At 60.3% G+C, this 15,400-nt stretch carries 11 protein-coding genes and 1 other RNA gene; 4 read left to right on the top strand and 8 right to left on the bottom strand.

What is annotated here, in order from left to right:
• Positions 1–12 precede the first annotated feature (12 nt).
• Both ACUIAD_RS05675 and ACUIAD_RS05670 read right to left on the bottom strand, forming a co-directional pair.
• A complete protein-coding gene (locus ACUIAD_RS05675) occupies positions 13–1,434 on the bottom strand; it encodes an RNA polymerase sigma factor (protein WP_445343034.1) in 1,422 nt (473 codons plus the stop codon).
• 113 nt (positions 1,435–1,547) lie between these two features.
• A complete protein-coding gene (locus ACUIAD_RS05670) occupies positions 1,548–2,171 on the bottom strand; it encodes a DUF4192 family protein (protein WP_445343033.1) in 624 nt (207 codons plus the stop codon).
• Positions 2,172–2,360: 189 nt separating this feature from the next.
• On the opposite strand from ACUIAD_RS05670, the gene ACUIAD_RS05665 reads away from it, so the two are divergent.
• Both ACUIAD_RS05665 and ACUIAD_RS05660 read left to right on the top strand, forming a co-directional pair.
• Positions 2,361–3,587, top strand: a complete 1,227-nt coding sequence (locus tag ACUIAD_RS05665; RefSeq protein ID WP_445343032.1) for a polyprenyl synthetase family protein — start codon at positions 2,361–2,363, stop codon at positions 3,585–3,587.
• Entirely contained in the window at positions 3,580–5,820 is a 2,241-nt protein-coding gene (locus ACUIAD_RS05660; RefSeq protein ID WP_445343031.1) for a protein kinase domain-containing protein, read from the top strand. The genes ACUIAD_RS05665 and ACUIAD_RS05660 overlap by 8 nt, the downstream gene beginning before the upstream one ends.
• Positions 5,821–5,832: 12 nt before the next feature.
• Here ACUIAD_RS05660 and ACUIAD_RS05655 read toward each other — a convergent pair whose 3' ends face one another.
• Entirely contained in the window at positions 5,833–6,522 is a 690-nt protein-coding gene (locus ACUIAD_RS05655; protein ID WP_445343030.1) for a lysophospholipid acyltransferase family protein, read from the bottom strand.
• Positions 6,523–6,570: 48 nt separating this feature from the next.
• Here ACUIAD_RS05655 and ACUIAD_RS05650 point away from each other — a divergent pair, with 48 nt between their 5' ends.
• Positions 6,571–7,116 (top strand): hypothetical protein, encoded by a 546-nt coding sequence (locus ACUIAD_RS05650; RefSeq protein ID WP_445343029.1) that lies wholly within the window; start codon positions 6,571–6,573, stop codon positions 7,114–7,116.
• 82 nt (positions 7,117–7,198) lie between these two features.
• On the opposite strand, the gene trpD is transcribed toward ACUIAD_RS05650, so the two are convergent.
• From trpD to hpf, 3 genes are all read right to left on the bottom strand, one after another.
• Entirely contained in the window at positions 7,199–8,299 is a 1,101-nt protein-coding gene (gene trpD / locus ACUIAD_RS05645) for an anthranilate phosphoribosyltransferase (protein ID WP_110451943.1), read from the bottom strand.
• Between the two features lie 260 nt (positions 8,300–8,559).
• Positions 8,560–11,511, bottom strand: coding sequence for a preprotein translocase subunit SecA (secA, locus tag ACUIAD_RS05640; protein WP_445343028.1), 2,952 nt, complete (start codon positions 11,509–11,511; stop codon positions 8,560–8,562).
• Between the two features lie 318 nt (positions 11,512–11,829).
• A complete protein-coding gene (hpf, locus tag ACUIAD_RS05635; protein ID WP_110451941.1) occupies positions 11,830–12,504 on the bottom strand; it encodes a ribosome hibernation-promoting factor, HPF/YfiA family in 675 nt (224 codons plus the stop codon).
• Positions 12,505–12,681: 177 nt separating this feature from the next.
• On the opposite strand from hpf, the gene rnpB reads away from it, so the two are divergent.
• Positions 12,682–13,059, top strand: an RNA gene (gene rnpB / locus ACUIAD_RS05630) — RNase P RNA component class A.
• A gap of 44 nt (positions 13,060–13,103) precedes the next feature.
• Here the strand turns inward: rnpB and ACUIAD_RS05625 are convergent.
• Complete coding sequence (locus ACUIAD_RS05625; protein WP_445343027.1) at positions 13,104–13,571, bottom strand: regulatory protein RecX; 468 nt, start codon at positions 13,569–13,571, stop codon at positions 13,104–13,106.
• A 508-nt stretch (positions 13,572–14,079) separates the two neighbouring features.
• Positions 14,080–15,234 (bottom strand): recombinase RecA, encoded by a 1,155-nt coding sequence (recA, locus tag ACUIAD_RS05620; protein ID WP_110451940.1) that lies wholly within the window; start codon positions 15,232–15,234, stop codon positions 14,080–14,082.
• Positions 15,235–15,400 lie beyond the last annotated feature (166 nt).

Genomic DNA, 15,400 nt, shown 5'->3' with positions numbered 1-15,400 from the left:
CGGTTGCGAAAGTCACTGATCCAGGAAGTCACGCAGGGTCTGCGAGCGCGAAGGATGCCGAAGCTTGGACATGGTCTTGGACTCGATCTGCCGGATGCGCTCACGGGTAACTCCGTACACGCGGCCAATGTCGTCCAGGGTCTTGGGCTGCCCATCCTCCAGGCCGTAGCGCATCTTGATGACGCCGGCTTCACGGGGGCTCAGGGTCTCAAGAACCTGCTGGAACTGCTCCTGCAGCAGGGAGAAGGCCACAGCATCCGAGGGGGCGATGGCATCGGTATCCTCGATCAGGTCACCGAACTCCGAGTCGCCGTCCTCGCCCAGAGGAGTGTGCAGGGATATGGGCTCGCGCCCGTACTTCTGGACCTCCTGGACCTTCTCAACAGGCATATCCAGTTCCCGGGCCAGCTCGTCGGGCGTGGGCTCGCGGCCCAGGTCCTGCAACATCTGACGCTGGACGCGGGAGAGCTTGTTGATGACCTCGACCATGTGGACGGGCACGCGGATGGTGCGGGCCTGGTCGGCCATGGCACGGGTGATGGCCTGACGGATCCACCAGGTGGCATAGGTGGAGAACTTGTAGCCCTTGGTGTAGTCGAACTTCTCCACGGCGCGGATCAGACCCAGGTTGCCTTCCTGGATCAGATCGAGAAAGAGCATGCCTCTGCCGGTGTAACGCTTAGCCAGAGAGACCACCAGTCGCAGATTGGCCTCCAGCAGATGATCCTTGGCCTTCTTCCCGTCGTTGGCGGCCCACTTGAGTTCGCGGCGACGCTTGAAGTCCATGCCCTCGCTCTCGGTGTCCAGCAGATGCTGGGCGTAAAGACCGGCCTCGATACGCTCGGAGAGATCCACCTCCTGCTCGGCATTCAGCAGGCTGACGCGACCGATCTGCTTAAGGTAGTCCTTGACAGGATCGGCAGTAGCGCCAGCGGTGACCACACGACGCTTGGGGTTGCCTGAGGGGGTGATATTCTCATCGTCATCGGAGTCGTCAACGACAAAGGCTCCCTTGACCTTAGCAGCAAGGGCATGGGCGGCCTTGCGGTCCTCCTCGGCCTCATCCTCGACCTGGGAGACCTCGTCCTCCTCCTGATCGTCCTCGTCGGGCTCGTCCTCCAGCTGATCCTCGCTCTTGTCCAGCTGGTCGTCATCCTCCTGGTCCTCGAGCAGATCCTCGTCGGGCTCCTGCTCCTCCTGCTGCAGGATGGGCTCCTCTTCGACCTTCTTCGTGGTCTTGGAGGCTGGGTGACGGTTCGTCTTGGCCCTCGAAGTGCTGGCAGCTGTGGCCTTGCGAACTGTGGTCTTGCGGGACGCCTTGCTGCTGGTCTTGGATCTGGTGGCGGTCTTGGTCTTGCCGACGGTTGAACTTTTCCGTCCCTTTCCGGTATCCACTGCGGCTGTCTTGGCTGACTTGGTGTCCTTCGTGGCCAAATTCTCCTCCTGGATCATCCCACCCGCCGAAACTGCTTTCAAGGCACAGCTATGGCAAGGTCAAATCGTAGACTCACTAAGTGAACCACCCCAGGGGGACGATTATTCCCGATTCAGCTAGATTGTCTCCAAGCCGGGACGATGCCACGACCGACCAAGGCCAAAACGATGGCAGCAAGGCTGCATGAGCGGTCATCTGCCAGGGCTTCATCTGCAAGCCCGGATGCACGGGATCCCCCGCTCCACCAGTCGACATAGGCAGCGACCGCCAGTGGCTGTGCCCGGAACCCCGGCGGAACCTGATCTGCCATGGCTCGAAGTATGGCAAGCCCGGCCCGGCACCGGGTATGACCCGGCTGTGTCGAAGGATCCTTGAAGACCGCATCCAGAATACTGTAGAGCGCCGTTACGTTGGACGGCTCGTTGGGGCGAACACACAGGTCCAGCAGCCGACCGCTGTCCAGGCCAGGCTCAGGCGCCAAGATGGATAGAATAAGCCCGTCACGTATAGCCAGCGTCTCATTGATGGCCACGGCCAGATGGTCCATAGAGCCGGAATCCAAATGCGGTTGCGCCTGCTGCACCTTCAAACCACTAGTCCAATCAGTCAAGGGCTGCCGCAGCCATCGCCTGTCAGCCTCTTCAACACCCCATCGTCGTCGACCCTCACGGTAGTTCTCCACCATTCGTTTCATGCCGTCTTCATGCGCCTGGTTCATGCCATCATCGCCTTCCATCGGCTCCTGGCCTATGAATCGGTCCAATCAGTCGGACCGGACCGGGGAGCTTTGGCACCATCCTGATCCAGTCCGAACCGTCAGACAGGCCGCAGCCAGTCATGTGGTCAAGTGGGCCACCCATCCACCAAAGTCCTTGCAGCCTGTCCGATGGGCAGATATGCGGATAGGCTCTAAGACATGAAGAGCGTGACTGCAGCACGGATCGAACAGCGTATGGAGGAACTGCTCCAACACCATTGCGACCGCCTGACTGCTTCAGAGCCCGAACCGGACTATCCCCTCGATAAGGACCCCTCACAGGAGGCTTTACAGGAGGTCATCCTCCAGGCAATCAAGGCCGGCCGCGGCGGCAAACGGCTGCGCGCTCTGCTGCTTTGCGACGTCTGGCAAGCACTGGATTCCGAGAAGAATCCGGACCGTGAACAGGCGGTAGTGGACCTTGCCTGCGCCTTGGAGGTCTATCAGACCAGCGCATTGGTCCACGACGACATCATCGACGGCTCCCTCCGTCGTCGAGGTCGCCCGGCCGCCCATCTGGCGCTGAGCAAGCCTGCTGCTGGAAGCGATCGGAGCGACCGGCCCCCTGCCCAGTCCGATGCCCGTGGCACCGGACTGGGCATCCTCCTGGGAGATCTGCTGGCATCGCTGAGCACAGACATGGCCCTGCAGGCGGCTGCCGACCTGCCCCATAGACCGACCATCGACAGGGTCTTTCAAGCCATGCAGACTGCCGTGGTCACCGGCCAGATCCTGGATATGGGCATGGAAGAGGCCGGACTGGACGATCCGGAACGCCTGCGCCGCCAGGCTCTGCGCACCATGGCGTGGAAGACCGCCTCATACACCACCCTGGCCCCCTTGGCTCTGGGCCTGCTGGCCGCAGGGGCAGATCTGGAAGAACACAAGAAGACATTGCGCACCCTGGGTTTGGATCTGGGGCTGGCCTTTCAGCTGGGGGATGATCTGCTGGATGCAACAGGCGACGACCGCCGCACCGGCAAACCTGTGGGCGGCGATATCCGCGAGGGCAAGCGGACCGTCCTCCTGGCCGACACCCTGACCATGGCCGATCCTGATCAAACCAGGCAGATCCGCCGACTGTACGATTACCCCTCTCAACGCCGCAAGAATGCCCAGGTGAACATGGTCCGTGATCTGATGCAGTCCTGCGGCGCTGTAGAGGCCAGTCGCCAGCGCATTGCCGACCTGTCCTCCCAAGCCCAAGCTCAAGCCCGGGCCCTGGCCGATGATCTGCATCTGCCTACAAGGGGCCGAATCATCTTCATGAACGCCTGCCAGCGCTTCCTGCCGCTTGCCACCACCGCCGGGTATCATGAATGTGTATCTTCCATTGATGCCGAGGCCGGTCAGGCCTCCGAGGTGCAGAGGGCCGGACAAGACGAGCATGAGTGAAGCGGACGAGAGGACCAGCGACCGGATCATTGACGGGCGCTACCGCATTCTGCGCGAGATCGCGCAGGGCGGCATGGCCACAGTCTACGAGGCCATGGACCAGCGGCTGTCCAGACATGTGGCGGTCAAGATCATGCATACCATGCTGGCCCAAGGGCCGCACAGGGCCCAGTTCGAAGAGCGCTTCCGCCGGGAGGCCAGATCCGCGGCCGCCATAGCCAACCCTCACATCGTTCAGGTCTACGACACCGGCGTCGACCGTGGACTGGACTACCTGGTCATGGAGTATGTCCACGGCATCAGCCTGCGGCGGGACATGGCCCGTCAGGGCATCTATCCCTTGAAGGAGACCCTGCGCATCGTGGGCGAGATCCTGGACGGTCTGGCCTCTGCACATCGAGCCGGTGTCATCCACCGCGACATCAAGCCGGAAAACATCCTCATCAACGACCGCGGCCACGTGGAGATCACCGACTTCGGTCTGGCCCGCGCCGCTGCTCAGGCCACCCTCTCTTCAACGGGCATGCTCATGGGTACAGCCGCCTACCTGGCCCCCGAAACCATCGAGAACAATGAGGCCTCCCCCCAGAGCGACCTGTACGCCGTAGGCATCATCGCCTATGAAATGCTTACCGGCACGGTCCCCTTCGCCAGCGACAACCCGGTAACCATCGTTTTCAAGCATGTTCACGAGGACGTCCCCTCCCTGACCAGGGTCTGTCCTGGAATCGACCCATCCGTGGCCGCCTTGATCTCCGGGCTGACCGACCGCTCCCCTGAGCATCGTCCGGAAGACGCAAGCAAAGCCCTGGAGAGCCTTAAGAAGGTAGTCAATGGACTGGACGGACAGGCTATGGGCTATGTGCTGCCCGCGACGGCTACAGCGAGCGCGGCAAGCGGACAGCCTGAATCCGCCGTGGCCGGAACCCCTGGTTACAACTCCGAGATGACCGCATTGTCAACACGGGCGGCTACATCAGCCAGCAAGAATGCCGAAGATGCAGCCACGGAGGCGGTTGCGACAGCAACCGACCCTGAGAACTCGGACGCACTCCTGTCTGTGCCAGCCCCGCCCGAAACCGGTATAGATGCAGCGACCAGACGCTATCGACTCAATGATGTGGACTCTCCCTCCAAAGCCAAAACCACAACCGTCCTGCAGCCTCAGAAACCGGCAGCATCCCCCGCCGATGCTAATACCATCCCGGCGCCAATCCAGACCGCGCAAAAAGACGCTGAAGTGGCTCGACCCAAGCACCGGCATCATGGCTTGATCATCATGCTGGGGGTCCTGCTGGTACTGGCCCTGGCCGGAGGTGGCGGTGGCGCTTGGTGGTACTTCCTGGGCCCAGGCAGTTATTACGCTCTGCCCAAGCCGGATGACATCTCCTGTTCCGAGAATCAGGAGTGCAAGGTCATCGGCGCCGATTTCGCCAAGTACGCCCGCACTCTCAAGGTCGCAGGCATCGATGTCGACACCGACTACGACTTCAGCGACCAAGTGCCCAAGGGGTGCATCATAGCCGCGGATCCTGATACCGTCGGAGCCCGTATCAGCAAGCGGGGCGGCAGGCTCAACCTGACCGTATCCAAGGGGGTGCGACAGGCCACAGTGCCCACGGATATCCTCATGCCGGACACATCCAATGGAAAGGACCCACTGCAAGCTTTGAAGACGGCTGGGTTCGACAAGATCGACCATGACTCCTCCAAGGACCAGTACTCCATGGATATACCAGAGGGGGCCGCGATTTCCGTGCAGCCAGCCCCAGGGACCAGGACCCGTCACGATACTAAGGTCAGCCTGGTTCTTTCCAAGGGTCGGATGCCTGTGGCCATGCCCGATATCATCGGCAAGGCAGGGGATGATGCCAAGGCGGCCCTGGAAGCCCTCAAGCTCAAAGTCGACTACAGTGAGGACTGGTCCGACACGGTGCCCCGCAACCAGGTCATATCCGCCTCGCATCAGGCCCAGGAGCAGCTGCACTGGGGTGATGCGGTCAGCGTCGTGATCTCAAAGGGGCCGCAATTCATCAACATGCCTGACGTAAAAGGCAAGAGTCAGGATGAGGCCACCCGGATCCTGGAGGGATACGGCCTCAAGGTCAACATTTCCGCACCGCTGGGCAACCTGACCCACACGGTGCGAATCCAGGACCCCGACCCTGACACCCGGGTCAAGGTGGTCAATGATGACGGTTCGCCAGCCGTCGTGACCCTGACCGTGGTTTGAGCCCCTGAGAAATCAGTCCAGCTCTTCCTTGTTCTCATGCGCCTTGATGACCTGGGCATACACATCCACGTAGCGCTGCCCGCTCATCTCCTGGATCTCCTGCATAATCCTATCGGTCAGATTGCGGATCTCCTCGTGGGTGAGGCTGTTGACCGGAACGGAAGGCACGGTGATGGGCTTGCCGAAGATGACCTTGGTCCTGCCACGGTGCGGAAGCACATGACCGGGCTTCTGAAGCTCCCTGGTGCCGATGATCGCTGCGGGCACCACTGTCGTTCCCGTCTCAAAGGCAAGACGCGCCACCCCGGTATGCCCACGGTAGAGCCTGCCGTCAGGGCTGCGCGTACCCTCAGGATGAATGCCGAAGATATGCCCATGCTCAAGGATGGAACGCGCCGTTTCCATGGCTCCCAGCGACTTGGACCCTCCTGACCTATCGACGGGAAAGACACCGACTGAGCTGAACCACCATTTCTTGAACTTGCCCTTTACACCCTTGCCGTTGAAGTATTCGGCCTTGCCCATGAAGTGGATCATCCGAGGGCAGGTGATGGGCAGGAGGGCGTCGTCGATGACGGCCAGATGATTGGAGGCAATGATGGCAGCCCCTTGCCTAGGGATGTTCCCTGTGCCTTCAACGGTCGGCCTGAACCAGATACGCGCCAATGGACCGAGCAGTTTGACGAAGAACCAGTACAGCACAGAGACTCCTTGGTAGCGAATGGGTTCGGCCGAGGTTACGATGGTTCTATGACCGAGCACAAGGATAACGACGCCGGGAAACAGTATAACAGCGAGGCGGGAACCGGATCCTCACAGGGGGATGATGAGTGGGAGGACTTCCTGAACTCGCACGCTGACGAGCTCAATCCCTTGGAATCGTCCAGGACGGCCAAGGAATTCGAAAAGAAGGCCCGGAAGTCCGAGAAAAAAGCGGCGCTGAAAACCGAGGACCTCAGACAGGACTCATTCGTCGGCGGTGCCGGACCGCGCGATTTCCAAGGCAGAAGCTGGCTGGATACCGACGAGGTCATGGACCAGTCGTCGAGCTTTATTCCGCCCAACCCCGACCTGAGCGGTCTGGGAAGAAGGCGGGTGGCCTTCATCATCATGACGGTGCTGGGCCTGGTATGCTTTTTCCTCACCATCTTCATCCCCCGCTGGTCCGGCTTGACAGGTCTGCTGGCAGGTCTGCTCCTGCTGATAGGCATCGCAGGACTGATCATCGACCGGAAGAACTTCCGGGATGCGTCAAGCGGTCTCTTCGATGATGACGATCGGCTGTACCGGCGATGATGCTGTGAGCCGCCAGAACAGACGGGTCCCGCTGGCAGAACTATCAGCCAGCGGGACCCGAACAGACCCAGCAACCGCGAACCTATACTAAGACCGTACTATGCGTCCGGTCCTCTTTCCGGCAACGCGACTGCGCTTCCCGGGCTCCATGGATCCAAGCTGCAAGCAGGTCTGCAGCCCTGCCCTGGTCCACAACCTCCGTAGCCAGCTGATAGGCCTGCGCAAATCGGACGCTCAGATCATCTTCTGGACCAGCATCGATCTGCGAGCCGTCGGCCACGATTGCCGATGCCGCATTGAGCAATGCCGTGGAACGGGAGGGAACAGCCTTTCCAGCAAGGAAATCCCTGACGACGCTGGCGTTGAAAGCGGGGTCGCCGCCGCGCAGATCGTTCAGATCAACAGGGTCGATGCCCAGTTCACGAGTCGGATCGAAGGAACTTTCCTTCACCTTGCCCTGGTGGATCTCCCATATGGAAACCGGACCTGTCGGGGCCATCTCGTCAAGGCCTTCAACCGAGGTGTAGACCATGCCCTCCTGGCCGCGTGAGGCATAGACCTGGGCCATCATGGGACTTAGCTGACGCTGGGCGCATCCGATGGCCACATAGCGCGGGTTGACCGGGTTGGTCAGGGGTCCCAGAAGGTTGAAAACGGTCGGAATTCCCAGAGACGAGCGGACAGGCCCGGCAAAACGCATGGCAGGGTGAAATGTCTTGGCAAAGACGAAGGTGATGCCGTAGCGCTCAGCCATGGCAGCCACCTCCTGAGGCGGCAGATCCAAGGGAAGGCCAAGCTGCTCCAGACAGTCGGCTGTACCGCTCTTGCTAGATGCGGCCCTGTTGCCGTGCTTGACGATTCTGACCCCGGCTGCGGCAGCCACGATGGCACCCATGGTCGACAGGTTGACTGTTGCAGCCCCGTCACCCCCGGTGCCAACGATATCAGTCACATTACCTTTGACTTTCAGCGGAACCGCGTGGCCAACCATGGCTTTGGCTGCCCCCTCGACCTCCTGGCTGGTCAGCCCAAGGGTCGACTGCATGGACAGTGCGGCTCCCACCTGCACCGGGTCGGCATTTCCGTCCATCAGGTCGTTCATGCACCACTCGGCCTCATCCGCGCTCAGGTGTCGACCGGACACCAAGGAGTTCAGAACGGATTTCCAGCTGAGTGGCCGCATGATGACTCTTTCCTTTGATGAAGCGGAGCCGGATGCCCCGCTGTTTGCTCTAGGTTTACTTTCCCGCCTCTCTCCTGGACATGGTTATCCCATATTCCGGTCACTTGGTTACCAACATATGAAAATTAGGAATCCAATATATGGAAACGGCCACCGCTCTTGTGAGCGATGACCGTCGATGAGATCGGCACCTTGTTTGCAAGCCCAGCTGTCGAACCCCCCTGGCTAGCCTTTAGGCGCTTTACGATTACGCGAACTCGTTACTTCTTCTCGTTCTGTCCGTGGCACATCTTGTACTTGCGTCCAGAACCGCAGGGACAGGGGGCGTTGCGTGGAGTTCCGGGGAAGGTGCGGCCATCGGCCCAAGGAGAGTGGTCCTCTTCGGCCTTGGGTCGCTTGTTGGCTGGAACCTTCCCCTCGGCATGGCTGATTGGCGCAGGACCGACAGGGGCCGGAGCAGCTGCATTGTCAGCAGCTCCGCGATCCTCTGAGGACTCGCTCAAGCTCTCTTCTGCGTCAGCAGCATCCTCGCCGGAATCCTCCTGAACACTGCCCGCCGGAGCTTCATCATCAAGCTCCTGGGCCGTTTCGTCGATGTCTGTAGTCTCGTCCTCAGCATCGGGCTCCTCAGGCGCCTGGTAGCTGACCGGTTCGGACTGGCTGTCCTCACGCTCCTCACGGGCCCGCCGCTCGTTCTCCTGGCTGGCCGCGATCTGCTTGAGATCCACGTTGAAGAGCAGCTGTACAGTCTGCTCCTTGATGGCATCAATCATGGAATTGTACATCTGGTAGCCCTCGCGCTGGTACTCGACCAAGGGGTCACGCTGACCCATGCCGCGCAGACCGATGCCGTCCTTAAGGTAGTCCATCTCGTAGAGGTGCTCACGCCACTTGCTGTCCAGGACGGAGAGGACCACCTGACGCTCCAGCTGCCTGGAACCCTTTTCTCCCAGCTCGTCCTCACGGTCCTGGTAGATGGATTCGGCATCCTCCACGACCTTGTCAGCCAGGGCCTTGATGGCCTTGTCGCCCTTCAGGCCTTCCAAGGAGTCCATGGTCTCATCCTGGTCAAGACTGATCGGATAGACGGAGGCCAGAGCCTTCCAGAGCCCATCCGAATCCCAATCCTGAGGCTTGTCCGAGCCATTCTGCACACCTCGGATGTACGAGGTCACGGTCTCTCGGATGAAGCGAAGAATGTCCTGGTGAATGTCCTCGCCCTTGAGCACAGCCTGACGCTCGCCATAGATGACTTGGCGTTGCTTGTTCATCACGTCGTCGTACTTGAGCACGTTCTTGCGGATCTCGTAGTTGCGGGATTCGACGGACTTCTGTGCGTTACGCACGCCCTTGGAGACGCTCCTTTGGACGACGGGCTTACCCTCAGGTAAGTTCTTGGACATGAAACGAGCCACCAGCCCGGTATTGAAGAGGCGCATCAGATCGTCCTCCAGGCTCAGGTAGAACCTGGACTCGCCAGGATCGCCCTGACGACCGGAACGGCCCCGCAGCTGGTTGTCGATGCGGCGGGACTCGTGCCGCTCAGTTCCCAGCACATAGAGGCCACCCAGGTTGACAACCTCCTCATGCTCGTCCTTGACCTGTTTCTTGACGGAATCCAGCATCTCAGGCCAGCGCTTCTCGTACTCCTCGGGAGTGTCATCGGGCGAATAGCCCTGCTCCTTGAGCTTCTGATCGGCTAGGAATTCAACGTTCCCTCCCAGCATGATATCGGTGCCGCGCCCGGCCATATTCGTAGCTACAGTCACTGCGCCCTTGCGCCCAGCCACGGCCACCACCGCTGCTTCGCGCGCATGCTGCTTGGCATTGAGGACCTGATGGTCGATGCCAGCCACGTCCAGCAGGGAGGAGACCACCTCGGAGGACTCCACGGATGCGGTGCCCAGCAGGATGGGCTGGCCCTTGGCATGACGCTTAGCCACATCCCTGACGATGGCGGCCAGCTTCTCTTTCTTGGAGCGGTAAATCATATCGTCCTGGTCCTTGCGGATCATGGGCTTGTTGGTGGGGATGGGCAGCACGCCCAGCTTGTAGGTGTTCATGAACTCGGCAGCCTCGGTCTCGGCCGTTCCGGTCATGCCCGCCAGCTTGTCATACATGCGGAAATAGTTCTGCAGAGTGATAGTGGCGAAGGTCTGGTTCTCGGCCTTGACCTCCACACCCTCCTTGGCCTCGATGGCCTGGTGGAGGCCCTCGTTGTAGCGACGTCCCTTAAGCAGACGGCCGGTATGCTCGTCTACGATCAGAACTTCGCCGTTCTGGACCACATAGTCGCGGTCGCGCAGGAAGAGCTCCTTGGCCTTGATGGCGTTGTTCAGGTACCCGATCAGGGCAGTGTTGGCGGGCTCGTAGAGGTTGTCGATGCCCAGATAGTCCTCCACCTTAGTGATGCCGGGATCCAGGATGCCGACGACCTTCTTCTTCTCGTCAACTTCGTAGTCCTCATCCCTGGTGAGCTTAGGGACCAGCTTGGCGAACTGCCGATACCATCGGGTCACGTCGCCCTCGGCCGGTCCGGAAATAATCAGAGGAGTTCGTGCCTCGTCAATCAGGATGGAGTCCACCTCGTCCACGATGGCGAAGTGATGTCCGCGCTGAACCAGCTCGTCCTTGTCCCATGCCATGTTGTCGCGCAGGTAGTCGAAGCCGAATTCGTTGTTAGTACCGTAGGTGATATCCGCCTGGTACTGCTTGCGACGCTCGGCGGGACGCTGGTCGGTGATGATGCATCCCACGCTCATGCCCAAGAAGCGGAAGATACGCCCCATGAGCTCGCTCTGGTAGGAGGCCAGGTAGTCATTGACCGTGACCACGTGCACGCCCTTGCCCTCCAGGGCATTCAGATAGCTGGGCAGGGTGGCCACCAAGGTCTTGCCCTCGCCAGTCTTCATCTCGGCAATATTGCCCCAGTGCAGGGCTGCGCCGCCCATCAGCTGGACATCAAAATGCCGCTGGCCCAGCGTACGCTTGGAAACTTCGCGGACCGTGGCGAAGGCTTCGGGCATCAGGGAATCGAGGGATTCGCCGTTCTCCAGTCGCTGCTTGAACTTAGGCGTCTGCGCCTTGAGCTCTTCATCGCTCATGGCCGAGATCTGATCCTCGAAGGCGTTGGTCGCCTTGGCCACCCCCTGAAGCTTGCGAATCTGACGACCCTCGCCCATACGGAGGACCTTGTCCAAGACTGCTACCACGTTGCGCTCCCTACCGTTCTTTTATGGCCTTCGCACGCCCTCAGCTGACGTAGGCCTAGACCTTGATTATCTTACGCGAATGCACCGATTTTCTCGAAACCGATTGTTCTACCAACCCAGCCGAGCAGCACCATACCGATCAAAGCTCCACTTGGACCAGCACCAATAAACGCCGAAGAGAGGACCCAACCCCCGCCGTTTCCAGGTCCGCAAAGCCGCGACATTGCCAGCGAATCAGGCATTGAAGAAGGGCGATTCCCCGGAGGTCAGTCGAACATAACACCAAGGAATCGCCCCACAATAAATATTTGTTTTTTGTTACTGCTTCCGGCCTACATGCTCAGGAGTATCGATCTCGAAGACGCCGTAGCTCCATCCGTGCCGCCGGTAGACCACCGATGGTCGGTTGGTCTCCTTGTTGACGAAGAGGAAGAAGTCGTGGCCTATCAGTTCCATCTCGTAAAGTGCCTCATCAATGCTCATGGGTTCGGCGATGTGTAGCTTGCGGCGGATGACGATAGGGGTATCCCCCACCTGCACCTCGACCGACTGGCCAGGCTCCAGGTCCGATGCTACGGCGGTCTGGGCGCTGTTGTCTGGGTTAGGCTCGCGACTCTGATCCCCCTGATCGCCTGAATGATCATCCACGGGCAGATCGACGGGCACAGGCGGATGCTCCAGGCCACGGCGGTGGTTCTTACGACGATCGCGGACTCGACGAAGACGCTGGGTCAGCTTGTCCAAGGCCATGTCCAATGCGCTGAACTCATCGGCGCTGGAGGCCTCGGCGCGGATCACGGTCTTGCCGGCCTGGACGGTCAGCTCCACCCTTTTGGCACTGTCAGCCTGGCGGGGATTGCCTTCATGTGTCAGAACGACCTGGATGCGCTGTGCATCGGGGGCGATGGCCGTCACCCTGTTCATCTTGCTGTCCACGACATCACGGAACCGCTGCTTGATTTGGGTATGTCGACCGGTAATGACGATCTCCATGGGAATCTCCTTGCACTTGTGAGCGGACGAACCGCTGGTGCGATGGCAGACTTGGTCACCATCGACTGTGCTTCCGATTGTATCCGAAGAGCGAGGCTGACTCACTGATTGAGCTTGAGGCCACAGCGGAGCTTTGGCTGCTGGTTCAGTCGCTCAGTTCCGCTATGCTGTATCCCCGAGACCTCTCGGATGGCCGCGGCCCCTTCTCCCAGGAAGGGCTGAGGAACTTCCGGGCTCCGCAGAGCACGATGGCGGACAACGTCCGCCCAGGGCGACCTGAGAGATAGCGCAACAGAGAACAGACCGCTCGTCTTGTCAAGGCGAGCAAGGGTGAAACGGCGGTGTAAGAGACCACCGGGTCGACGGTAACGCCGACCGCATGGCAAGCCTCATCGGGAGCAAGGCCAAGCAGAAGGCATTCAGGGGCTGCTCGTCCCGCCTTCGGGTAGGCCGCTAGAGCCTGGCGGCAACGTCAGGTCGAGATGGATGGCCATCCGTCAGCAGGATTCCGATCCGGCCGACGACAGAACCCGGGGTATATGAGAGGTCTCATTTTCCTTTTATATTGCAGTGTCCGCAGCGTCTTGGCAACAATCAACTCAATCGAGAGGATCGTCAGAGACAAAAAGATCTGCTGCGACCTGGCTAAGGAGGCCAGGACTGTGGCCCTTGCGGGATCCAGCACTCCAGAATCGCCGTTTGCGCACCTTGAGGTCAAGCCCGGCTGTCTTTCGGGCCACCTTGCGACCAAGCTCATAGGCGGAGTCGACGAAGAGCCCCTCACGGGAGGCCTGGGCCACCACCTGTGCAGCCAGTCCTGGATCCAGACCCTTGCGGGTCATTTCCGAGAGCACGCCCCGCTCCCCCATGGTTCGACGCAGACAGATGCGCAGCAGGTCCTGGGCATAGGCCAGATCATTCACAAGACCCAGCCTGATCAGCCGGTCGATCACCTGATCGACCACCTTCGCATCAAACCCTTTGTCGACCAGACGACGGGCCAGAGCCCCGCTTGAACGGGCCGCCGCATCAAGCAGGGTCAGAGCAGCCTCTCGGCAAGCATCCATGTCATCGGCATCTGCTTGTTGGATTGCAGGCGCAGAACCACCGCCAAAGCCTCCGGTTCGTAGGCGACGACCACGACGGTGGTTGCTTCTACCGGAGCCTTGGGCGGAAGGACACCTTCGGGAATGGTGCCCCGTTAAGGATTTGGCACTGATATCAGTACTGGCAGAAGCATCGACATCTTCCAGACTTCCTCCGAACCGAGCACCATGCCCCAGACCCAAGGCACGGGCCTGCATTGAGCGGCGGTCATCCTCCTGGGCAAAAGCAGGGCGTGCTTCTGCGACAGACAGGGGGCTCGAGGCGTGCAGAGATTCTGAGGCAGCCCGTGAGTCAGAAGCAGGATCAATGACTGTGACTGAACCTGCTGGACCCGCCAAACCAGCAGAGTCTGTCTGGAACCGATCCGACCAGGAATCCCTCGACCCCTCGTCGGAGTCGGCAGAGCCCTCAGTCTGCGCCAGACGGGCCGGATTGTCCTTGAGGAAGTCCTCAACTGAGATCATCGGGTCATGCAGCCTGGGCAGTGGGCACAGTGTTGTTGCCACCGGCAGGAGCCGAGTCGTCTTCCTTGCTGCCGTGGTCAGAATCAGTCCGATCGGCCTTATCGTCCTCAGAGGGGTTGGGAATAAGTCCGAAGGCAACCTTGACCTTATTTTCAATCTCCTTAGTCAGACCGGGATTGTCCTTGAGGAACTGGCGAACGTTCTCCCTTCCCTGACCAAGCTGATCGCCCTCGTAAGTGAACCAAGAGCCCGACTTCTTGATGATGCTGGTCTGCAGGGCCATATCCAGAACCGAGCCCTCCTTAGAGATGCCCTCCCCATAGAGGATGTCGAATTCGGCCACCTTAAAGGGCGGGGCCATCTTGTTCTTGACGACCTTGACCTTGGTGCGGTTGCCTACCGCCTCGTCGCCGTTCTTCAGGGTCTGAATACGGCGGATGTCTAGGCGTACCGAGGCATAGAACTTCAGGGCCTTGCCGCCGGTGGTGGTCTCCGGGCTGCCGAAGAAGACACCGATCTTCTCCCTGAGCTGATTGATGAAGATGGCCGTGGTGTTGGCCTGGGACAGGGCACCGGTCATCTTGCGCAGGGCCTGGCTCATCAGGCGGGCCTGCAGACCCACGTGGCTGTCTCCCATGTCACCCTCGATCTCGGCCTTGGGCACCAGGGCGGCCACCGAGTCAATGACGATGACATCCAAGGTGCCCGACCGGATCAGCATGTCGGCGATCTCCAGCGCCTGCTCGCCATTGTCCGGTTGGGAGACGATCAGGTTGTCCGTGTCCACGCCCAGCTTCTTGGCATACTCTGGATCCAGAGCGTGCTCGGCATCAATGAAAGCGGCAACGCCCCCGCCAGCTTGCGCATTGGCCACCGCATGCAGGGCCAGGGTGGTCTTGCCTGAGGACTCCGGACCATAGATCTCGACGATGCGACCGCGGGGCAGCCCGCCAATGCCCAAAGCCATATCCAAAGCCAGGGACCCTGTGGGAATGACCTCCACGTCCTGAGCAGGCTTGTCGCCCAGACGCATGGCCGAACCTTTGCCGAAGCTTTTCTCCACTTGCGCGAGGGCCGTGTTCAAGGCTGCCTGACGACGGGGGTCAATCCTGCCCTCCTCTTCCTTCTTCACCTTGCCACTGCTGCTCTGACGTGCCATATGGCTCTCCTTCTTCGTAACCGACCTCACGATGCCGACATCCTGATTGACGACCTCACGATTGACAGCCTATCGTCGTCGGAACCCGTCTGCGGTCCCGGCGCCCAATGTGGTCGAACGTGTCGGTGGTCACCGGACCATGGGCATCAGTATACCCGACCATGCG

Source organism: Bifidobacterium sp. ESL0819 (assembly GCF_052606245.1).
Note: the sequence above shows the minus strand (reverse complement) of the source record. Positions and strands in the feature narration are given on the sequence as shown.